The organism is Mycolicibacterium hodleri (genome assembly GCF_025822245.1).
In the GTDB taxonomy this organism is placed as follows: domain Bacteria; phylum Actinomycetota; class Actinomycetes; order Mycobacteriales; family Mycobacteriaceae; genus Mycobacterium; species Mycobacterium hodleri.
In genome coordinates this window covers 25558-47099 of record NZ_JACKTL010000016.1, presented here as the reverse complement: position 1 = coordinate 47099, position 21542 = coordinate 25558, and the positions used below count along the sequence as shown (strand labels likewise).

19 protein-coding genes and 1 pseudogene are annotated in these 21542 nt (G+C 70.2%); 12 read left to right on the top strand and 8 right to left on the bottom strand.

The window, feature by feature from the left end; all coding sequences use genetic code 11:
• Window positions 1-246 (bottom strand): annotated as a pseudogene (locus tag H7J06_RS03960) (hypothetical protein); the annotation flags it as partial.
• Window positions 247-416: 170 nt separating this feature from the next.
• Between H7J06_RS03960 and H7J06_RS03955 the strand changes: the two are divergent.
• Complete coding sequence (locus H7J06_RS03955) at window positions 417-1613, top strand: mannosyltransferase (protein ID WP_264037198.1); 1197 nt, start codon at window positions 417-419, stop codon at window positions 1611-1613.
• Here H7J06_RS03955 and H7J06_RS03950 read toward each other — a convergent pair.
• The gene (locus H7J06_RS03950; RefSeq protein WP_264037186.1) at window positions 1594-1875 is read right to left on the bottom strand and encodes a 4a-hydroxytetrahydrobiopterin dehydratase; all 282 of its coding nucleotides are present in this window, start codon (window positions 1873-1875) and stop codon (window positions 1594-1596) included. The two genes, H7J06_RS03955 and H7J06_RS03950, sit on opposite strands and share 20 nt — an antisense overlap.
• A 24-nt stretch (window positions 1876-1899) precedes the next feature.
• Between H7J06_RS03950 and H7J06_RS03945 the strand changes: the two genes are divergently transcribed.
• Window positions 1900-2298 (top strand): (deoxy)nucleoside triphosphate pyrophosphohydrolase, encoded by a 399-nt coding sequence (locus H7J06_RS03945; RefSeq protein WP_264037184.1) that lies wholly within the window; start codon window positions 1900-1902, stop codon window positions 2296-2298.
• 174 nt (window positions 2299-2472) lie between these two features.
• Here the strand turns inward: H7J06_RS03945 and H7J06_RS03940 are convergent, their stop codons facing one another.
• On the bottom strand, window positions 2473-2640 hold the full coding sequence (locus H7J06_RS03940; RefSeq protein WP_264037182.1) for a hypothetical protein: 168 nt from the start codon (window positions 2638-2640) through the stop codon (window positions 2473-2475).
• Window positions 2641-2713: 73 nt separating this feature from the next.
• Between H7J06_RS03940 and typA the strand changes: the two genes are divergently transcribed.
• Window positions 2714-4615, top strand: coding sequence for a translational GTPase TypA (typA, locus tag H7J06_RS03935; RefSeq protein WP_264037181.1), 1902 nt, complete (start codon window positions 2714-2716; stop codon window positions 4613-4615).
• Window positions 4616-4700: 85 nt separating this feature from the next.
• Entirely contained in the window at window positions 4701-6521 is a 1821-nt protein-coding gene (locus H7J06_RS03930) for an ABC transporter family substrate-binding protein (RefSeq protein ID WP_264037196.1), read from the top strand.
• Here the strand turns inward: H7J06_RS03930 and H7J06_RS03925 are convergent.
• Window positions 6508-7743: a chloride channel protein gene (locus H7J06_RS03925; protein ID WP_264037179.1), complete on the bottom strand. Its 1236-nt coding sequence runs from the start codon at window positions 7741-7743 to the stop codon at window positions 6508-6510. The genes H7J06_RS03930 and H7J06_RS03925 overlap by 14 nt on opposite strands.
• 22 nt (window positions 7744-7765) lie before the next feature.
• Between H7J06_RS03925 and mshB the strand changes: the two genes are divergently transcribed.
• Both mshB and H7J06_RS03915 read left to right on the top strand, forming a co-directional pair.
• Entirely contained in the window at window positions 7766-8656 is an 891-nt protein-coding gene (mshB, locus tag H7J06_RS03920; protein WP_264037177.1) for an N-acetyl-1-D-myo-inositol-2-amino-2-deoxy-alpha-D-glucopyranoside deacetylase, read from the top strand.
• A gap of 116 nt (window positions 8657-8772) precedes the next feature.
• Window positions 8773-9201 carry a hypothetical protein gene (locus H7J06_RS03915; RefSeq protein ID WP_372515231.1) on the top strand — a complete coding sequence of 143 codons (429 nt, stop codon included), beginning with the start codon at window positions 8773-8775 and terminating at the stop codon, window positions 9199-9201.
• Here H7J06_RS03915 and H7J06_RS03910 read toward each other — a convergent pair.
• Entirely contained in the window at window positions 9198-10355 is a 1158-nt protein-coding gene (locus H7J06_RS03910) for a hypothetical protein (protein ID WP_264037176.1), read from the bottom strand. The two genes, H7J06_RS03915 and H7J06_RS03910, sit on opposite strands and share 4 nt — an antisense overlap.
• A gap of 189 nt (window positions 10356-10544) precedes the next feature.
• On the opposite strand from H7J06_RS03910, the gene H7J06_RS03905 reads away from it, so the two are divergent.
• The 4 genes from H7J06_RS03905 (at window position 10545) to H7J06_RS03890 (ending at window position 15492) form a co-directional block, all read left to right on the top strand.
• Complete coding sequence (locus H7J06_RS03905; protein ID WP_308205697.1) at window positions 10545-13136, top strand: bifunctional FO biosynthesis protein CofGH; 2592 nt, start codon at window positions 10545-10547, stop codon at window positions 13134-13136.
• 91 nt (window positions 13137-13227) lie between these two features.
• Window positions 13228-13689, top strand: coding sequence for a DUF2231 domain-containing protein (locus tag H7J06_RS03900; RefSeq protein WP_264037174.1), 462 nt, complete (start codon window positions 13228-13230; stop codon window positions 13687-13689).
• Window positions 13690-13727: 38 nt separating this feature from the next.
• A complete protein-coding gene (locus tag H7J06_RS03895) occupies window positions 13728-14873 on the top strand; it encodes a DmpA family aminopeptidase (protein WP_264037172.1) in 1146 nt (381 codons plus the stop codon).
• Between the two features lie 70 nt (window positions 14874-14943).
• A complete protein-coding gene (locus tag H7J06_RS03890; protein ID WP_264037169.1) occupies window positions 14944-15492 on the top strand; it encodes a YceI family protein in 549 nt (182 codons plus the stop codon).
• 55 nt (window positions 15493-15547) lie between these two features.
• Here the strand turns inward: H7J06_RS03890 and H7J06_RS03885 are convergent, their stop codons facing one another.
• Together H7J06_RS03885 and H7J06_RS03880 are read right to left on the bottom strand one after the other, a co-directional pair.
• Window positions 15548-17545, bottom strand: a complete 1998-nt coding sequence (locus H7J06_RS03885; RefSeq protein ID WP_264037188.1) for an NADPH-dependent 2,4-dienoyl-CoA reductase — start codon at window positions 17543-17545, stop codon at window positions 15548-15550.
• A gap of 13 nt (window positions 17546-17558) precedes the next feature.
• Entirely contained in the window at window positions 17559-18122 is a 564-nt protein-coding gene (locus tag H7J06_RS03880; protein ID WP_264037167.1) for a PadR family transcriptional regulator, read from the bottom strand.
• Between the two features lie 250 nt (window positions 18123-18372).
• Between H7J06_RS03880 and fdxA the strand changes: the two genes are divergently transcribed.
• Complete coding sequence (fdxA, locus tag H7J06_RS03875; protein ID WP_264037165.1) at window positions 18373-18699, top strand: ferredoxin; 327 nt, start codon at window positions 18373-18375, stop codon at window positions 18697-18699.
• Window positions 18700-18713: 14 nt separating this feature from the next.
• A complete protein-coding gene (gene dapC, locus H7J06_RS03870) occupies window positions 18714-19808 on the top strand; it encodes a succinyldiaminopimelate transaminase (protein WP_264037187.1) in 1095 nt (364 codons plus the stop codon).
• A 79-nt stretch (window positions 19809-19887) separates the two neighbouring features.
• Here the strand turns inward: dapC and H7J06_RS03865 are convergent, their stop codons facing one another.
• Window positions 19888-21471: a PucR family transcriptional regulator gene (locus tag H7J06_RS03865; RefSeq protein WP_264037163.1), complete on the bottom strand. Its 1584-nt coding sequence runs from the start codon at window positions 21469-21471 to the stop codon at window positions 19888-19890.
• Between the last annotated feature and the right edge of the window lie 71 nt (window positions 21472-21542).

The window sequence follows — 21542 nt, the reverse complement described above, 5'->3', positions numbered from 1 at the left end:
CGGCGCGGGTGCGGCGGCGGGAGCGGCGGCCGGCTGGGCGGCGCCCGTGAAGGCCGACGCGAGGCCCTGCAACATCGCCGGCGCGTTGGCCGGCGAGATGCCGTTGAGGAACGGGATGTTCGGCATGGCGGGCGCGGGCGCCGGAACGGGATCGGCCGACGCGGTGGCGCTGAGCAGCAGTGCCCCCGGCGCCGCGCACGCGGCCGCAATCACGCTGGTAGCAAGGGCTTTTCTGGCGAAGTGCATGGTTCTCCCGATCGGTTGGTGACACGTCTGAAACCGAAGCTACGGAGTTACTGGAGTTACTCAAGTGACACGTGTGGCATTTACTCAACCGTTATGGCTATGACGGCCGATGGTGACCGAACGGACCCGCCGACGCCGGCGGGCGGCCGGCGGAAACTACAGTCGGTGGGATAACGAAACAGACACAGGTCGACGACCCCGCCGTCGTCACCGCGGCGCCGCGCCACCGGCTGGCGAGCGCCGCGCCGTACCTTCTCGTCCTCAGCCTCGTCGCGCGTTTCGCCGTCACCTACCTGGCGCCCAACGGCACCAACTTCATCGACCTGCACGTCTACGTCGACGGCGCCGCCACCATGCGCGACGGCGGCCTCTACGACTTCGTCTACCACCCGGCGATCCCGCCGCTGCCGTTGCAGTTCACCTATCCGCCGTTCGCGGGGGTGGTGTTCTATCCGCTGCACTTCCTGCCGTTCCCCGTCGTCGCCCTGGGGTGGCAGCTGGGCACCGTGGCGGCGCTCTACGGCTCGGCGGCGCTGGTCCTGCGGTTGCTGGGCAGGCCCGACGCCCGGCACGCGATGGCGTGGACCGCGCTCGCGATCTGGTTCGAACCGGTACGCCACCTCTTCGAACTCGGCCAGATCGGCGCGCTGCTCATGGTCGCGGTGCTCTACGCGGTGGTCAGCACCCGGTGGTGGGTGTCCGGACTGCTGGTGGGGCTGGCGACCGGAATGAAGCTCACGCCCGCGGTGGCCGGCGCGTACTTCGTCGGCGCGCGGCGGTGGGGCGTCGTCCTGCTGTCGGTCGCGGTGTTCGGCGCCACCGTGGCGGCGTCGATCGCCCTGGGCGGGGCCCAGGCCCAGTTCTACTTCACCGACCTCCTCGGCAACGCGGACCGGGTCGGCGTCGTCGACACGCAGATGAACCAGTCGCTGCGTGGCGTCGTGGGCTACGTGGCGGGACACGACGTCGGGTACGGCGTGCCGCTGCTCGTCGCGGTGGCGCTCACGACGGTGCTGAGCCTGGCAGCATGGTGGCGCGTCGGAGCCGACGACGCACTCGGCCGGATCGTCGTGGTGATGGTGTTCGGTTTGCTGATCTCACCCATCAGCTGGACCCACCACTGGGTGTGGATGCTGCCGCTGGCCATGTGGCTGATCCTGGGCCCGGCCCGGCCGGGTGCCCGGTGGGTCGGCTGGGGGTGGGTGGCGCTGGGTTACCTCGGCTCGCCGTGGCTGGTGACGTTCGCCGGCGACACCGGCCGGATGAACGGTCGGCCGTGGTACGCCGACCTGTTCGGCTCGCTGTACGTAGTGGCGGCGTTGGCGACGCTGGCCTACCTCGCGCTGGTCAGCCGACGATCCGGTTGATGTCGCCCGCCATCGCGACGTCCTTAGCGGTAATGCCGCCCTCCGAGTGCGTGACGAGGACGAAAGCGACTGTCCGCCAACGGATGTCGATGTCGGGATGGTGGTCTTCGCGTTCGGCGTGTTCGCCGACGCGACGCACGGCGTCGATGCCGTCCAGGAACGCGGGGAACTTCACCGAGCGTCGCAGGGCCCCGTCGGAGCGCTCCCAGCCCTCCAGGTCCGCCAGCGCGGCGTCCACCTGTTCGTCGGTCAACACGGCCATGCTGCGACGGTATACCGTCGCAGCGTGCCGAACCAGATCGTCGTCGCGGGCGCGTTGATCGTCGGCCCCAATCTCCTGGTGGCCCAACGAGACCGGCCACCCGAACTCGCCGGACTGTGGGAACTGCCCGGCGGCAAGGCGGCGCCGGGGGAGAGCGACGCCGCGGCGCTGGCACGCGAACTCGACGAGGAACTCGGCGTCCAGGTCAGCGTCGGTGCGCGGCTGGGTGCCGACGTCGTGCTCGACGAGTCGACGATTCTGCGGGCGTTCCTCGTCACGCAGACCGGCGGCAGCGTGTCGGCTCGGGACCATCGCGCGCTGCGCTGGGTGACGGCGGCCGAGCTCGACGCGCTCGACTGGGTGCCCGCCGACCGAGCCTGGCTGGCCGACCTGGCGGCCGTGCTGGCCGTCCCGAGGCGGTGACATGGCGCACACCGCGCGCGGAGGTCCGATCCGCCCGGTGCCGCGGACCCGGGCGGATCGCCGAGGCCGCGGGGTCGCCAGGGCCGCTCGACGGCCGCCCCGACGACCGTCGCAATCGAGACCCTCCCATGGGGGTGGAGCAGTTCCCAGGTGTGCCGGCATCGGCGCTGGTGGTCAGGCCTTTCTGGCCCGCTTGAACACCTTGTCCAGCTCCTTGCCACGCACCCCGGCCAACTCGGCTTTGTGCACCTTGTGGAGAACGAGTGGGCAGCGCTTGCAGCGGGGTTTGCTTCGGCAGCACTTCTTCTTCGCCTTGAGCGTGGCGAACTCCGACGGCTTCACTTCACCCGCTCCACGCCCACGGGCCGAACCCGCCGTTTTCGCGATTGCATACCTGCGCTGCGACAATCTGGTGGTGGATTCACGCCCCAACTTTCGCAATGTCGCCATCGTCGCTCACGTCGACCACGGTAAGACCACGCTCGTCGACGCCATGCTCCGGCAGTCCGGAGCATTGACTCACCGCGGTGACGACGCGGTGGAACGCCTGATGGACTCCGGTGACCTGGAGAAGGAAAAGGGCATCACCATCCTGGCGAAGAACACCGCGGTGCACCGGCTGAACCCGGACGGCACGATGACGGTGATCAACGTCATCGACACCCCGGGCCACGCCGACTTCGGTGGCGAGGTCGAACGCGGTCTGTCGATGGTCGACGGCGTGCTACTGCTGGTCGACGCGTCCGAGGGCCCGTTGCCGCAGACCCGCTTCGTGTTGCGCAAGGCGTTGAGCGCCCACCTGCCGGTGATCGTCTGCGTCAACAAGACCGACCGGCCCGACGCCCGGATCGCGGAGGTGGTCTCCGAGAGCCACGACCTGCTGCTGGACGTCGCGTCCGATCTCGACGAGGAAGCGCAGAAGGCGGCCGAGTTCGCGCTCGGACTGCCGACGCTGTACGCCTCGGGCCGCGCCGGCATCGCGAGCACCAACCAGCCCGCCAACGGCGAGAACCCCGACGGCGAGAACCTCGACGTGCTCTTCGACGTGCTGCTCGAGCACATCCCGGAGCCCGAGGGCGACCCGGAGGCCCCGCTGCAGGCCCTGGTGACCAACCTGGACGCCTCGGCCTTCCTGGGCCGGCTCGCGCTCATCCGCATCTACAAGGGTCGGATCAAGAAGGGTCAGCAGGTCGCGTGGATGCGCGAGGTGGACGGCCATCCCGTCATCACCAATGCCAAGATCACCGAGCTCCTGGCCACCGAAGGCGTCGAGCGGACCAGCACCAGCGAAGCGGTGGCCGGCGACATCGTCGCCGTGGCGGGCATGCCCGAGATCATGATCGGCGACACCCTCGCCGACGTCGAGCATGCGCACGCGCTGCCGCGCATCACCGTCGACGAACCGGCCATCTCGGTCACCATCGGCACCAACACCTCTCCGCTGGCGGGCAAGGTCTCCGGACACAAGCTGACCGCCCGCATGGTGAAGGCCCGCCTCGACAGCGAACTGGTCGGCAACGTGTCGATCAAGGTCGTCGACATCGACCGGCCCGACGCCTGGGAGGTGCAGGGCCGTGGCGAATTGGCGCTGGCGATCCTCGTCGAGCAGATGCGCCGCGAGGGTTTCGAGCTGACCGTCGGCAAGCCGCAGGTGGTCACGCGGACCGTCGACGGCAAGGTGCACGAGCCGTTCGAAGCGATGACGATCGACTGTCCCGAGGAGTTCGTCGGCGCGGTCACCCAGCTGATGGCCGGGCGCAAGGGCCGCATGGAGGAGATGGCCAACCACGCCGCGGGGTGGGTGCGCATGGACTTCATCGTTCCCAGCCGCGGGTTGATCGGCTTCCGAACCGACTTCCTGACGCTGACCCGTGGGACCGGCATCGCCAACGCGGTGTTCGAGGGGTACCGCCCGTGGGCGGGTGAGATTCGGGCCCGCCACACCGGCTCGCTGGTCTCGGATCGCTCCGGGAAGATCACGCCGTTCGCGATGACCCAGCTGTCGGACCGCGGGCAGTTCTTCGTCGAGCCGGGTGACGACACCTACGAGGGTCAGGTGGTGGGCATCAACCCCCGCGCCGAGGACCTCGACATCAACGCGACCCGCGAGAAGAAGCTGACCAACATGCGGTCCTCGACCGCCGACGTCTTCGAGACGTTGGCACGTCCGCTCGAGATGGGTCTGGAGCAGGCGATGGAATTCTGCGCCGAAGACGAGTGCGTCGAGGTGACGCCGGAGGTCGTGCGGGTGCGCAAGGTGGAGTTGGCGGCGAGTGCGCGGGCTCGCTCCAAGTCCCGGGCAAAGGCCCGCGGCTGACTCGGCGCGGCCCGATAGCCTGAAGGGCGTGCCGACGACCTTGCGACGACTCATCTCCGTCGCCGGTGCACTGACGTCGACGTTGATGCTGGTGGCGGCGTGTACCGTCAGCCCGCCGCCGGCGCCGCAGAGCACCGAGACCACGGAGAGCACACCCCCGCCGCCGCTGAAGGCGTCGCAGATCATCATGGCGATCGACTCCGTCGGGCCGGGGTTCAACCCGCACCTGCTGTCGGATCAGTCGCCGGTGAACGCCGCGATCGCCTCGCTGGTGCTGCCCAGTTCGTTCCGGCCCATTCCCGACCCGGATTCGCCGACGGGCTCCCGGTGGGAACTCGACCCCACCATGCTGTTGTCGGCGGACGTGACGAGTGAGGATCCGTTCACCGTCACCTACCAGATCCGGCCGGAAGCGCAGTGGACGGACAACGCCCCGATCGCCGCGGACGACTACTGGTACCTGTGGCGCCAGATGGTCAGCGCGCCCGGCGTGGTCGACCCGGCGGGATACGACCTCATCACCGGAGTGCAGTCACTCGCGGGCGGCAAGACCGCGGTGGTGACGTTCTCGCAGCCCTACCCGGCGTGGCGGGAACTGTTCAACGACATCCTGCCCGCCCACATCGTCAAGGACGTGCCCGGCGGGTTCGCGGCGGGGCTGCTGCGGGCGCTCCCGGTGACCGGCGGCCAGTTCCGCGTCGACTCCATCGACCCGCAGCGCGACGAGATCCTGTTGGCGCGCAACGACCGCTACTGGGGCCAACCCGCCAAGCCGGATCAGATCCTGTTCCGCCGTGGGGGAGCGCCCGCCGTGCTCGCCGACTCGATCCGCAACGGCGACACCCAGGTCGCGCAGGTGCACGGCGGACAGGCGGCGTTCATCCAGCTCGGTGCCATCCCCGACGTACGGACCGCGCGGATCGTCACCCCGCGCGTGATGCAGGTGACGCTGCGCGCCCAGCAGCCGGACCTGCAGGACACCCAGGTGCGCCGGGCAATCCTCGGTCTGCTCGACGTCGACCTGCTCGCCGCGGTCGGCGCGGGCAGCGACAACACGGTGACGTTGGCGCAGGCGCAGGTGCGGTCGCCGTCCGACCCGGGCTACGTGCCCACTGCGCCGCCGGCTCTGTCCCGGGAGGCTGCTCTCGACTTGTTGAAGGCCAGCGGCTACACCGTCGAGCAGGAGGTGTCCTCGACCAGCCCGATGCCGCCCCCGACGCCGGGATCTCCACCGCCGACCCGGGGCCGCATCAGCAAGGACGGCGAGCAGTTGCGATTCGTGATCGGGGTCGCGGCCAACGACCCGACGTCGGTGGCCGTGGCCAACACCGCCGCCGACCAGCTGCGCAGCGTCGGCATCTCGGCGTCGGTCCTGGCCCTCGATCCGCCGACCCTGTACGGCGACGCGCTGTCCCAGAACCGCGTCGACGCGATCGTCGGCTGGCACCAGGCCGGCGGCGATCTCGCGACCGCGCTGGCGTCGCGGTTCGGCTGCCCGGCGCTCGAGGCCACCGCGGTGCCGACCGCCCCGCCGAGCGGCACCCCGACGTCGAGCCCGTCGCCCACGTCCACGACGTCGCCCCGTCCGACCACCACCACACCCACGGCGACGCAACCCGCGGAGCCGTCGGATCCCGATCAGCTCGTCCAGGCGCCCAGCAACCTGACGGGCATCTGCGACCGCAGCATCCAGCCGAACATCGACGCCGCGCTCGACGGCAGCCAGCCGATCGGCGACGTGCTCACCGCCGTCGAACCGAGACTGTGGAACATGGCGACCGTGCTGCCGATCCTGCAGGACACCACGATCGTCGCCGCGGCCCCCAACGTGCAGAACGTGAGTCTGTCGGGCGCCGTCCCGGTGGGCATCGTCGGCGACGCCGGCAACTGGGTCAAGGGGCCGTGACGGTCGACATCCGTTGGCGCAGAAGGTAAATCCCGTGTGAGGTGAACGCCGAGGCGGCGAACACGACGAACAGCCACAGCGGCGGCCGCGCGAGTTCCCAGACGAAGAGCGCGGCGAACAGCGGTGCGCGTTGCGTGACGGCCAGCACGCCGGCGGCGCACGCGAGCGACACCGCGGCGACCTGAAAGTGCGTGCCCGCCAAGTGATTCAGCGCCAACGTGGCGACCGTGCCCGCGGCGGCACCGGTCGCCAGGGCGGGGGTGATCATGCCGCCGACCGCGCCGGCGCGCAGGAACAGCGCCGTCAGCAAGGGTTTGAGGAACAGGATCACCGCGGCACCGCCGAGCGTCAGGCCGGCGTCGACGCTGACGGTCAGGATGCTACGGCCGTTGCCGGGCAATTCCGGCCACCAGATCGAGCAGACGCCCGTCGCGAGGCCCGCCACCGCGATCGCCGGGATCAGCAGCCAGGATCGGCTCTGCGGGCGCGGGCGGGCCAGGGCGGTCACCGTGTCGAAGGCCAGTCCCACCACGACCGCCAGCGGCGCGACGGCACAGGCGAGCAGCACGAACAGGTACGACAGCGTCGCGTCCGGCCACACCAGAGCGTGCTCGAGATGGGTGACCGGTGAGGACACCGCGACCGCGAGGCTCGAGGTGATCAGCGCGGTGCCGACCGCCCGCGGATGCCAGGTGCCCAGCACGATCCGCACCGCGAACAGCGCGCCGCCCAGGGGCACGCTGTAGACCGCCCCGAGCCCCGCTCCCGCCGCGCAGGCCAGCAGGATCTCGCGGTCCCGTGGCGTCAGCGACCATCGCGACGTTCCCCAGTCGCCAAGTGCGGCGGCCAACTGGCGCGGCGCACCCTCGCGCCCGAGGGACGCCCCGGAGCCGACGAGGAGCACCTGCAGTCCGGCGTCGACCGACATCCGCCACCGGGGGATGGGTCGGTGTTCGGCGATGGTCGCCGTCAGCCCGGGGACGTCGCCGTGGCGCCGCAGCAGCCACCATCCCAGGCCGGCCAGCGCGCCGCCGATCATCGGCCCGACGGCGCGCCGAATCGGGCTGCTGTCACCGACGCCGGTCAGCAGCGTGCCGAACGAGTAGTGGTAGACGAGGTGTTCGACCCAGTGCAGCACCAGGGTGGTCGCCGCCCCCGCGACGCCGGCCGCCAGACCGATCACCACGACGGCGCAGCCATACTCAACGGTGCGCCGCGTCACGGGGTGAACCTATCTTGTGGGGATGGAGAAACCACGGTTGTTGTTCGTCCATGCGCATCCGGACGACGAGACGCTGACCACCGGCGCCACGATCGCGCACTACGTCGAACGCGGCGCCCAGGTGCAGGTGGTGACGTGCACGCTCGGCGAGGAGGGCGAGGTCATCGGTGAGCGCTTCGCGCTGTTGGCCGCCGACGCCGCCGATCAGCTCGGCGGTTACCGCATCAGTGAACTGACCGCCGCGCTAGGGGAATTGGGGGTCGACGGGCCACGCTTCCTCGGTGGTGCGGGACGGTGGCGTGACTCCGGAATGGCCGGCACGCCCGCCCGTGGTGGGCGCAGGTTCGTCGACGCCGACCCGGCAGACGCGATCGCGGCGCTCGTCGCGGTCATCCGTGACCTGCGCCCCCACGTCGTCGTCACCTACGACCCCAACGGCGGCTACGGACACCCCGACCACATCCGGGCCCACGAGGTCACGACGGCCGCCGTCGCCGCCGCGGCCGGCACCGGACATCCCGGCGAGCCGTGGCGGGTGCCCAAGTTCTACTGGACCGTCATGGCGCGCACTGCGGTCGAGGCCGGCATGCGGGACCTCGCCGACGTCGACCTGCCAGCGGATTGGATCAAGGTGTCGGCCGACGACTTCGTCGCCGTGGTCGGCGCGCTCGACGACGCGGACGTCGACGCGGTGGTCGAGGCGCCGGAGAGCCGGGCGGCCAAGGTCGCGGCGCTGCGGGCGCATGCCACGCAGGTCACCGTGGAACCGGGTGGCCGCGCGGGTGCCCTGTCGAACAACGTCGCCTTGCCGATCTCGGCCGACGAGCACTACGTGCTGGTGGAGGGCACGGCAGGCCCTCGGGACGGTCGCGGTTGGGAAACCGATCTACTCGCCGGCGTGAACCTGGGATAGCAACGCCGCGAGGGAGTACGCTGCGAAACAATCAGCGGCCCCGAGAAAGGGATGGCGATGGACCCAGATCTGGATCCCAACCTGCAGCACTGGCAGGACCGCTTGGACAGCTTTCAGTGGGTCGTGGGCGGAATAGTGGGCCTGCTCGACAGCGTCCCCACCTGACCACTCCGTCCTCAGGCGGACGGTTCGCCGTCCTCGCCGTTCTCTCGTTGGACGGAGTTCTGTCGGCGATCGCCGGTGCGTTCCTCCTTCCGCTCTACGTCGGGTCGATTCCGTTGCCCATCAGCGGGCTGATCAGTGGTCTGGTGAACGTCGCCCTGGTGTGGGCGGCGCTGCAATGGGTCTCGTCTCCCCGACTCGCGGCGCTGCCGCTGTGGGCCTGGCTGGTGACTGCCCTGGGTCTCACGCTGGGCGGGCCGGGTGACGACATCGTGCTCAGCGGCGCAGGGATCATGCAGCTGGCGCCGCTGATCTTCGTGGTGCTGGGCGGCGGCCCGCCGGCCTACTTGCTGTGGCGGCTGACCTCGAGGGTCGGCGCCTAGCTTTCGCCGTCCTTCGCAGGACCCGGCTCATCGGATCCCTTCGTGGTCTCCGCCGGCGGGGTACCCGTCGCGGGCGTGGTCGCCGTGGTCGGGTGTGTGCCCGTCGTCGTTCCGGTCGTGGTGGTGGTGGTCGTCGTGCCGGTGGTGCCGCCGCGCACCTCGCCCTGGGCCTGGACGCCGTCGACCGCGGTGGTGGTCGGCGGCTTGGGCGCGGTGGTCTTGGTGGGTTCGGTGGTCCTGGTGGGTTCGGTGGTCTTGGTAGGCGCCGTGGTCTTGGTGGGTTCGACGGTGTCCGAGGGCTCAACGGTCTCGGTCGGCTCCGGGGTCACGGTGGGCCCTGCGGTGTCGGAGGGCTCGGCCGTCTTGGACGGCTCCGCGGTTTCGGTTGGCTCCGCGGTGGGGGTCGGGGTCGACTGCGGCGGGTTCGACGGCTCGGCGCCGCTCGCCGTAGCCTCCCCACCCTTGGGCGCCTCCTGAATCTGCTGGACCGCGGAGGCCTCCTCGACGGTCGGTCCCTCCGTGGCCGCCACGAGCGGGCGCGGCGGCAGCGGCGGGATCAGCCAGCCGAAGAAGTAGTTGAACTCCGCCACCCCGGTGTTGATCAGGGCGTTGACCGACGTCTGCCCCACGGCGACCAATCCGTTGACGTAGGACGCGAGATTCAGGGGATCGTTCACCACGGGCACGACGAGGTTGTAGACGATGCTGTCCGAAATCGGCAGGACGAGGTTGTAATAGACGATGTTGACCTGATCGGCGACGGCGTACCCGAACGGGATGAAACCCAGCACGTAGTCGGCGAGCTGAACCCCGTAGGTCACCCAATACCGGAGGAACTGGTAGCCCGAGACGATGGCGTCGGACGCCGCGTTGAGGGGGACCGGCGCAGCCTGAACCGCCGCGGAGGTGCGCGCCGGGTCGATCCGCGCCATCGCCGCCGTCGCGGCAGCGAAGTGCTCGGGATTTGACGGCGTCGTGACCAGCGTGCGCACCGATGCGGCCAGGTCGACGCGCGGCGCCGCCGGCGCCTGCACGGAGTGCGCCGCCGGTCCCTGCGGTGCGGCGGTGGGTGCGGCGGGCGGAATTCCCACGACGGCCGCGGCAGTCAGCGTGGCAACGCCGACCCGAAGACACGAACGAACCGATCCGGTCATTGAGATTCTCCCCCGAGTTCCTTGCCGCTGCCGATGCTCGGTAAGTTACGCGGTCGCGCCCCCCGCCGTAGCGAGACGGCCCTGCAACGCGGGGCCGTTCTGGCGCTACTGTGGCCGGTATGGCAGGCGCACTGATTTCGGATCGTGGGACGCGCGGATGATTCTGGGCGACCGCGGGGTTACAGGGGAGTGGCTCTGAACCCCCAGCGCGGTGCCGATCTGCCCATTCCCGTCGTGCCCTCCGCTTCGGCGGAGTCCAGCGCGCCGCCGTCTCCCGCCGCGGTGCGGCGCGTCTTGAGACGTGCCCGTGACGGGGTGGCGCTGAACGTCCAGGAAGCCGCGATCGCGATGACGGCGCGTGGCGCCGACCTCGAGGATCTGATGGCCAGTGCGGCCCGGGTCCGTGACGCCGGGTTGACGGCGGCGGGTCGGGTCGGCCCGACGGGAAAGCTGCCCGTCAGTTACTCGCGCAAGGTCTTCATTCCGGTGACGCACCTCTGCCGTGACACCTGCCATTACTGCACCTTCGTCACCGTGCCCGGTGTTCTGCGCGCGCAGGGCAAGGGCATGTACATGGAGCCCGACGAGATTCTCGACGTCGCGCGCCGCGGTGCGGAATTGGGCTGCAAGGAAGCGCTCTTCACCCTCGGCGACCGCCCCGAGGCGCGGTGGCCCGAAGCCAAGCAGTGGCTCGACGAACGTGGATACGACTCGACGCTGGACTACGTCCGCGCGATGGCGATCCGGGTCCTGGAGGAGACCGGTCTGCTGCCCCACCTGAACCCCGGGGTGATGACCTGGTCGGAGTTGTCTCGCCTCAAGCCCGTCGCGCCGTCGATGGGCATGATGCTGGAGACCACCTCCCGGCGGTTGTACGAGACCAAGGGCCTGGCCCACTACGGCAGCCCCGACAAGGATCCCGTGGTGCGGTTGCGCACCCTGGACGACGCGGGCCGGCTGTCGGTGCCGTTCACCACCGGCCTCCTGGTCGGCATTGGGGAGAACCTCACCGAGCGTGCCGAGACCATGCACGCGATTCGCCGCTCCCACAAGGAGTTCGGGCACGTGCAGGAAGTCATCGTGCAGAACTTCCGGGCCAAGGACCACACCGCGATGGCGAGTACCCCGGACACGGGCATCGACGACTTCCTGGCGACGGTGGCCGTCAGCCGGCTGGTGCTGGGCCCGAAGATGCGCATCCAGGCGCCCCCGAACCTGGTGTCGCGGCAGGAGTGCCTGGCGCTGATCGGCGCGGGCGTCGACGACTGGGGCGGCGTGTCGCCCCTGACCCCGGATCACGTCAACCCCGAACGTCCGTGGCCGGCGCTGGACGAGCTCGCCGCCGTCACCGCCGAGGCGGGGTACGACCTGGTGCAACGCCTGACCGCGCAGCCGCAGTACGTGCAGGCGGGGGCGGCGTGGATCGACCCTCGGGTGCGCGGGCACGTCGACGCGTTGGCCGATCCGGACACTGGCTTCGCCCGCGACGTCAACCCGGTCGGACGGCCCTGGCAAGAGCCCGACGAGGCCACCGAATCGCTGGGTCGCACCGACCTGCACACCGCGATCGACTCGGAGGGGCGCCTGACCGAGACCCGCAGCGACTTGGGTAGCGCGTTCGGTGACTGGGAGTCGATCCGCGAGAAGGTCAACGAGCTCGCCGCCCGGGCCCCGGAGCGCATCGACACCGACGTGCTGGCCGCGTTGCGCGCCGCGGAGGCCAACCCCGCGGGTCTCAGTGACGACGCGTATCACGCGTTGGCCACCGCCGACGGCCCGGCTCTGGATGCCGTTGCCGCACTTGCCGATTCGTTGCGTCGCGACGTGGTGGGCGACGACGTCACCTACGTGGTGAACCGCAACATCAACTTCACCAACATCTGCTACACCGGCTGTCGGTTCTGCGCGTTCGCCCAGCGCAAGGGCGACGCGGACGCGTTCTCGTTGTCCACCGACGACGTCGCCGACCGGGCGTGGGAAGCACACGTCGCCGGTGCGACCGAGGTGTGCATGCAGGGTGGCATCGATCCCGAACTGCCCGTGACCGGGTACGCCGACCTGGTGCGCGCGGTCAAGGCCCGGGTGCCGTCGATGCACGTGCACGCGTTCAGCCCGATGGAGATCTCCAACGGCGTCACCAAGAGCGGTACGTCGATCCGGGAGTGGCTGACCAGCCTGCGCGAAGCGGGTCTTGGCTCGATTCCCGGGACGGCCGCGGAGATCCTCGACGACGAGGTCCGCTGGGTGCTGACGAAGGGCAAGCTGCCCACCTCGGCGTGGATCGAGGTCATCACCACCGCCCACGAGGTCGGCCTGCGGTCGAGTTCGACGATGATGTACGGCCACGTCGACACCCCGCGGCACTGGGTGGGGCACCTCAACGTGTTGCGCGACATCCAGGACCGCACGGGTGGTTTCACCGAATTCGTGCCGCTGCCGTTCGTGCACCAGTCCTCGCCGCTGTACCTGGCCGGCGGTGCCCGTCCCGGGCCCACGCACCGTGACAATCGCGCGGTGCACGCGCTGGCGCGAATCATGTTGCACGGCAGGATCGACTCCATCCAGACCAGCTGGGTCAAGCTGGGGGTCGAGCGCACGCAGGTGATGCTGCGCGGTGGTGCCAACGATCTTGGCGGCACGTTGATGGAGGAGACCATCTCTCGGATGGCGGGCTCGGAGAACGGGTCGGCCAAGTCCGTCGCCGAGCTGGTGGCGATCGCCGACGGCATCGGTCGCCCGGCGCGCCAACGTTCCACGACCTACGAGGCGCTGGTCGCCTGATCCCTGCATTTCGGGGTAAATCGCGCGAGTGGTGAACCTGGGTTGGCTTGGGCACGTATACACGAGGACAGCCCCGAACCGAGGAGCATCCTTGACCACGATTGCCGGCATCCCCGCCCACGCCCTACTGGTCCACGCCATCGTGGTCCTTGCACCCCTCGTCGCGATCCTGGAGATCCTCTGTGGTTTCTGGCCGGCCGCCCGGCGCCGACTGGTGTGGTTGGTGTTGGCCCTCGCGGCCGTCACGACGGTGTTGACGCCCATCACCACCGAGGCCGGCGAGTGGCTGTTGAAGAGCGGGGGTCAGCCCCGTCCGATCCTCCTCGAGCATGCCGAGCGTGGCGACTGGATGATCTACTTCTCCGTCGCGCTGTTGGTGGTCGCCGTCGCCCAGGCGGTGCTGCACGTGCTGGAGAGCCGGTCGGACACGCCCCGGCGGGTCGCGACCGTTCTTCTCGCCGTGGTGTCGCTCGTCGTCGGGGTGTCGTCGATCGTGACGGTCGTCCGCATCGGCGACGCGGGCGCCCAGGCCGTGTGGGGCGATCGGGGCTGATTCGGGCGGGCCGAGGCCGGGCGTGCTACTCGTAGGGGGTGACCTCACCTCAGACCCACGCCACCGACGGCCGTCCCCGCGCTCGCGGACTCGCGATCCCCTTGGGTGGTCGGCCCGGTCCGCTCAACGCGATCACCGACGTCCCCGGCGTCGAGGTCGGACAGGTCACCCTGATCGAGGGTGACGCCGTGCGCACCGGCGTCACGGCGATCCTGCCCCGAGGGCGCGACGGCGTCGGGCGTGCCTGCGCGGCTGGCTGGCACTCGCTCAACGGCAACGGGGAGATGACCGGCACCACCTGGATCGAGGAGTCCGGCGCCTTCAATCTGCCCGTGGTCGTGTCGAATACGCACGCCGTGGGTGTCTGCCACACCGGTGTGGTGAGTTGGGTGAACCGGGTCCGGCCACGGGTCGCGCGGCAGTGGTTGCTTCCAGTCTGCGCCGAGACGTGGGATGGCTATCTCAACGACATCAACGGTGCCCACGTGCGTCCCGAACACGTTGAGCAGGCGCTTGATTCGGCTGCCTCGGGGCCGGTGGCCGAGGGCTCGGTCGGCGGCGGGACGGGGATGAACTGCTATGAGTTCAAGGGCGGCAACGGGACCGCGTCGCGGATCGTCGACTACGGCACGCGGGAGTTCGTCGTGGCGGCGTTCGTGCAGGCCAACTTTGGCTCCCGCGCCGAGTTGACCGTGGCGGGCCGGCACGTCGGGCCGCTGCTGGGCGACGACAATCCGATGGACTCCGACTGGTTCGCCGCGGATCTCGGCCTTCGACCGCCGCCCGGGGCGGGCTCGGTCATCGTCGTCGTGGCGACCGACGCGCCGCTGCTGCCCGGCCAATGCAAGGCGTTGGCCCGTCGGGTGCCGCTGGGCTTGGCGAGGACCGGCACGACGGGCAGCCACTTCTCCGGCGACGTCTTCCTGGCGTTCTCGACCGCGGAGGCCGACGGCCTGGCGAGTGCCTTTCCGCTCGGGCCGCCCGCCGACGACGAGTTCGGCACGCTGCGGTTCCTGCCGTGGGGCCGGATGGATCCGTTCTACGAGGCCGTCGTGCACTCGGTGGAGGAGGCGGTGCTCAACGCGCTGGTGGTGAACGTGGACATGGTCGGCAGGGACGGACACCGCACGCCGCGGCTGCCGATTGCGGCGCTGACGGACCTCCTGGGCGAGGGCCGGAATTAATTCGGACCGCAGTCCGTTTACACTCGACGAGAGGTCGGGACGGCCGGCCCCAAGTCAAGGAGAACCAGACATGACTGCATCGGTAACGAGCGCCCTGGGCGCAGGCACGTGGACCATCGACCCCGTCCATTCGTCGATCGGCTTTTCGGTGCGCCACCTCATGGTGAGCAAGGTGCGCGGCAGCTTCGAGTCGTTCAGCGGCACGATCGTGGTCGGCGAGGACGGCAGCCCCTCGGTGTCCGCCGAGATCGCCGTCGACTCGGTCGACACCGGCAACGAGCAGCGTGACGCGCACGTGAAGGCGGCCGACTTCTTCGACGTCGAGAACCACCCCACCGCCACGTTCGTCTCGACCGACGTGCGTCCCGACGGTGACGACTACGTCCTCGGCGGCAACTTCACCCTCAAGGGCGTGACCAAGCCGATCGACCTCAAGCTCGAGTTCAACGGCGTCAACCCGGGCATGGGCCACGGCGAGGTCGCCGGCTTCACCGCGACGGTCGTGCTCAACCGCAAGGACTTCGGCGTCGACCTCGACATGCCGCTCGAGACCGGCGGCGCCGTCATCGGCGACAAGGTCACCGTCACCCTCGAGATCGAGGCGCTCAAGCAGGCCTGACACCGCACCGCGTGACGCCACTGCGGGATTCCCCTTCTCCCGCAGTGGCGTCACGCTATAGGCGGGCGGCGAGTTCGGTGCCCTGGCGGATGGCGCGCTTGGCGTCGATCTCCGCCGCGACGTCCGCCCCGCCGATGACGTGCGGCTCGACCCCGCGGCGGCGCAGTCCGTCCGCCAGGTCCCGCACCGATTCCTGCCCGGCGCAGATGACGACGTTGTCGACGGCGAGCACCCGCGGGTCCGAGCGGTCGGAGCCGAAGCTGATGTGCAGGCCGTCGTCGTCGACGCGTTCGTAGTTCACCCCCGAGAGTTGGTGAACCCCCTTGGCCCGCAACGACGCACGGTGCACCCAGCCCGACGTCTTGCCGAGGCCGCGGCCCTGGGCGCCCCTCGTGCGCTGCAACAGGTAGACCTCGCGAACCGGCGGCAGCGGAATCGGCGTCGTCAGCCCGCCCCGGTTGTCCGGGGCGTCCTGCGGATTCAGCGCACCCCATTCCGCTTGCCATTCCTTGACGTTCATCCCCGCAGGCGCGGTGACGAGGAACTCGCTGACGTCGAACCCGATGCCACCCGCGCCCACCACCGCGACGCGGTCGCCGATCGGTGCGCCCAGGATCGCGTCGGCGTAGGACAGCACCATGGGGTGGTCGACGCCGGGGAAGTCGGGCATCCGTGGGACGACGCCGGTCGCCAGGACGACGTCGTCGAAACCCTCCAGCTCGGCGACCTCGGCGCGGGTGTTCAACCGCACGTCCACCCCGTGCTTGGTCAGCATCGTGGTGTAGTACCGAATGGTCTCGCCGAACTCCTCCTTGCCGGGAATCCTTCTCGCCAGGTCGAATTGGCCGCCGATGGTGGCGGCCGCCTCGAACAGCGTCACGGCGTGGCCGCGTTGGGCGGCCGTCACCGCCGCCGACAGGCCCGCGGGTCCGGCCCCGACGACGGCGACCCGTCTGGTGTGCCGCGTCGGGCCCAGCGTCAACGTCGTCTCGCGGCCCGCGCGGGGATTGAGCAGACACGACACGGTCCGGTGCGCGAACGCGTGATCCAGGCAGGCTTGATTGCAGGCGATGCAGGTGTTGATCTCGTCGGCGGTGTCGGCGGCGGCCTTGTTCACCCAGTCGGGGTCGCTCAGCAGCGGCCGCGCCATCGAGACCAGCTGGACGGCCCCGTCGGCGAGGATCCGTTCGGCCGACTGCGGCATGGTGATCCGATTGGACGCGACGACGGGGATCTGGACGTGTTCGGCCAGCGCGTTGCTGACGTCGACGAAGGCGCTGTTGGGCACCGAGGTGACGATGGTGGGCACCCGCGCCTCGTGCCATCCGATGCCGGTGTTGACGATGGTCGCGCCGGCGGCCTCGACTTCGGTTGCCAGCGCGACGATTTCGTGCCACGTCTGCCCGTCGTCGACGTAGTCGGCCATCGACATGCGATAGCAGATGACGAAGTCGCGACCGACCGCGTCCCTGGTGCGCCGCACGATCTCGACGGGCAGGCGGCGGCGCTTCTCGGCGGTTCCGCCCCACGCGTCGGTCCGCTTGTTGGTGCGCGGCGCGAGGAACTGGTTGAGCAGGTAGCCCTCGCTGCCCATGATCTCGACACCGTCGTACCCGGCTTCGCGGGCCAGCAGGGCGCAGCGCACGAAGTCGTCGACGGTGCCCTCCACGTTGCGCAGCGCACGCGGCCGGAACGGGTTGATCGGCGCCTTGATCGACGACGCGCTCACCGAAAGGGGATGGTAGGCATAGCGTCCCGCGTGCAGGATCTGGAGCAGGATCTTGCCGCCCTCGTCGTGCACCGCGGCGGTGATGCGGCGATGGCGCCGGGCGTCCGACGACGACAGCATCTGGGCGGCGAAGGGCAGCAGCCAGCCGGTGCGGTTGGGGGCGTACCCGCCGGTGATGATGAGCCCGACCCCGCCGCGGGCGCGCTCGGCGAAGTAGCCGGCCAGGCGGTCGGTGTCGCGGGCCCGGTCCTCCAGGGCGGTGTGCATCGACCCCATCACCACCCGGTTCCGCAGAGTGGTGAAGCCAAGATCCAACGGGGACATCAGGTTCGGATACCTAGTCACGGTCTCGTCCTCCCAGGGCGGTGAGTACCTCGTCCAGCCAGTGCAGAGATCCCTCTTCGGCGAGGATGCCGCCGCGCAGCACCAGGTGTTGGTGCATCGCGGCGCCGGTCAGCGCCGACGGGTCGGGGAAGTGGCGCTTCTCGACACCGCGGTAGACGTCGAGCTGGCGCGCCCGCTCGTCGCGCAGCTCGCGCACCTGTGCCCGCAGCGCGTCGGCGTCGCCGTAGGCCGCCCCGCGAATCTTCACCGCGAGGTCACGCGTGCGCGAGTCGGTGACCGCGCTGCCTCGGCCCGTCAACGGCTCGGCGATCCAGCGCCGCAGTTCGTCGCGGCCGGCGTCGGTGACGCCGTACACCTTCTTGTCCGGCCGGCCGGACTGGGCGACCACGTCGACGTGCACCCAACCGTCGGCGTCCATCGCCCGAAGGGTCCGGTAGATCTGCTGATGGGTGGCGGCCCAGAAGTAACCGATGGACCGGTCGAACCGGTGGGCCAGTTCGTAGCCGGAGCCGGTCTGTTCGCTCAGCGACACCAGTATCGCGTGGGGGAGGGCCACGTGTGCGACGGTATGCGCTACCGGCGGTCCTATGCAACTAGTTGCATTCGCAGGACGCGCCAAACGTGGACTGGTCGACTGGTATCTGCTACGTCTAGTATCAGTAACCGGACGCCACCTCGCGGGGCGGCGCGCCAAGTTAGGACACACTGAGACAGGCGTCCAGGTATGCGCATCGCATACTTGCCTTCTCGGTGGTCCCGACCCAGGTCCCAACCGACCAGCAGCCCACTGGACAGGAGAGACATCAGTGACGTACACCATTGCCGAACCCTGCGTCGACATCAAAGACAAGGCATGTATCGAGGAGTGCCCCGTCGACTGCATCTACGAGGGCGCACGCATGCTGTACATCCACCCCGACGAGTGTGTGGACTGCGGCGCCTGCGAACCGGTGTGCCCGGTCGAGGCCATCTACTACGAGGACGACGTCCCGGACCAGTGGGGCGGCTACACCCAGCTCAACGCGGACTTCTTCACCGAGCTGGGATCTCCTGGCGGCGCGTCGAAGGTCGGCCAGACCGACAACGACCCGCAGGCCATCAAGGACATGCCGCCTCAGGGTGAGGACAGCTGAGCCAGGTCGGGCGCCTGTCGGCGTCGCTGCCGGTCTTCCCCTGGGACACGCTGGCTGACGTCACCGCCACGGCCAGGGCACACCCCGACGGCATCGTCGACCTGTCGGTCGGCACGCCGGTCGACGACGTGGCGCCGGTCATCCGCGACGCGTTGGCGGCCGCGAGTTCGGCCCCCGGCTATCCGACGACCGCCGGGACGGCTGCGCTGCGAGGCTCTGCGGTGGCGGCGTTGCAGCGCCGCTACGGGATCACCGGTGTCGCCGACGACGCCGTGTTGCCGGTCATCGGCACCAAGGAACTCATCGCCTGGCTGCCGACGCTTCTCAACCTCTCCCGTGACGACGTGGTCGTGGTGCCCGAGCTGGCCTACCCGACCTACGACGTCGGGGCGCGCCTGGCGGGCGCCGAGGTGGTGGCCGCCGATTCGCTGACCCAGCTCGGGCCGAGGGTGCCCAAGCTCGTCTTCGTGAACTCCCCGAGCAATCCGACCGGCGCCGTGCTCGGCGTCGACCACCTCCGCAAGGTCGTCGAGTGGGCCCGGTCCCGGGGCGCGTTGGTCGCCTCCGACGAGTGCTACCTCGGCCTCGGCTGGGATCCCGACGCGGCGCCGGTGTCGGTGCTGCACCCCTCGGTGTGCGGGGGCGACCACACCGGGCTGCTCGCCATCCACTCGCTGTCCAAGACCTCGTCGCTGGCTGGCTACCGGGCGGGCTTCGTGACGGGCGATCCCGCGGTGGTCGCCGAGCTCCTCGCGGTGCGCAAGCACGCCGGAATGATGGTGCCGACGCCGATCCAGGCGGCCATGGTCGCCGCCCTCGACGACGACGCTCACGAGGCGGTGCAACGGGAACGCTACGGCCGTCGCCGCGACGTGCTGCTGGCAGCGGTTCGGAGTGCCGGGTTCACCGTCGACCACTCCGAAGCGGGGCTCTACCTGTGGGCCACCCGCGGCGAGCCGTGCCGGGACACCGTCGCCTCGCTGGCCGAACTTGGCATCCTGGTGGCGCCGGGGGAGTTCTACGGTCCCCGCGGCGCCCGACACGTGCGCATGGCGTTGACGGCCACCGACGAGCGGATCGACGCGGCGGCCCACCGCCTGACTTCCTGACACCTTCCGCCGAGCGGCCACTTGTCGCACGGTTTGGGCGGATGCGCATGCCATAACTGGCCACTCGCGGGCAGGCCGGTCAGGGCACCCGCAGGCTCAGCGACAGCAGCAGCCGCACGTCGGGATCCCACAGTGACGCGCCCAGGAACTCCTCGATCCTGCGCACCCGATAACGCACGGTGTTCGGGTGCACGTGCAACCCGGTCGCGGCCGCCGCGACGTCGCCGAAGGCGTCGAGATAGGCCCGCAGCGTGTCCACCAGAACGGGGTCCTTCTCGCGCAGCGCGGCCACCCGGGGGTCGACGAGCCGGTCGTCGGCGCCGATCATCGTGACGATCTCGTCGAGCAACACCGTGGTCCGCGACTCGGCCAACGACGTCACCTGACCGATCGCGCCGGGGTGGCGTTCGGCGCTGTCGAGTACGCGGTCCACCTCGGCGCGGGCCGCGGCAGCGCCCGCCAGACCCGTCGTCGGGGTCGCGATGGCGGCCCGCAGCTCGAGTCCCAGCTCGTTGCGCAGGGCGCCGATGGTGCCGCGGATCCACGACGACACCGCCGACACCTTGCCGGCGTGGGGGAACAGCACGTAGACCCGGGACGCACCGGCGGCCACCTGCGCGTCCCGCCGAAAGGCGCTGGCGCTCAACGCCAGAACGTCGGCGAGCCGGGTGGGTGCGCCCGCCGCCCCGTCGAACCCGATCACCGCGACCCGGCCGTCTGCCACCACGCCGAGTTCGCGCGCCACGTCGGTCACCTGCGCGTCGTCGAGGGACGTGTCGCGCAGGCCCAGCAGTTCCTGAACCCGCATCGCATGGGTCGACGGGGTGGCCGCCAGCCGGGAGATGATCCTCGCGGCCAGCACGCCCGCGCCCCGCAGCACGTCGTCGGCGTCCTCGGCCAGCGGTCGGGAGCCCTCCTGCAACCAGATGGTGCCCGCGAACACCGGACCGCGGCGGTCCGCCGCGACGTGGTGGATGCCGACGGCGCGCCGCGGTCGAAGGCCGAGCTCCGGCCGGGCGTCGACGCGGACGACGTCGCCGGTGGCGCGCAGGGCGTCGAAGATGCCCGCCCGCCCGATCCAGGCCAGGTGTTCGGGGGGTCCCGCGCGACCAAGGATCGACAGGCGTCGCAACTCGTCGGCCTCGTCGTTGGAGGCGGAGTAGGCCAGCACGTGGGACTGGACGTCCTCGACGCTGACCATGCCGTGGGTCCGGTCGGCGATCGACTGGGCCAGGCCGAACAGGTCGGTGCTGGGGTCGTACAGCGGGTCCGCCCGGTCGCCGTGGTGGTCGAAGACGTGGTCGACCAGCCGGTACAGCCGCTCCCAGCGCGCCCTTGGTTCGACGGCGACGACGGCCGTGCCCACCGCGACCGCACGGGACACCACTGCGTCGGACGGCTCCTTGACGAAGATCGCGGCCGGCACCCGCCGGGAGGTTTGCTGGACCAGCCACGCCAACACGTCGTCGTCGCCGACGCCGAGGATGAAGAAGACGTCGGCCGAGCTGGCGCCGACGGCCAATCCGAGGCGGACGTCGTCGGCGTCGATCAACGCGGCGGAGGCGACGGGCAGGTCGAGCCCGCGCGGCGCGTCGACCAAGGTCACCATGGTCGCGTCCAGGGCAAGCAGCAGTTGGCCGAGTCCCACGCCGGGAGTCTTCACGTTGGCCGATGTTACTGGCAGGCCCCGCATAGTTTGTCCGATCGGCCAACGGGCGTCGGCCCGGAGTGAGA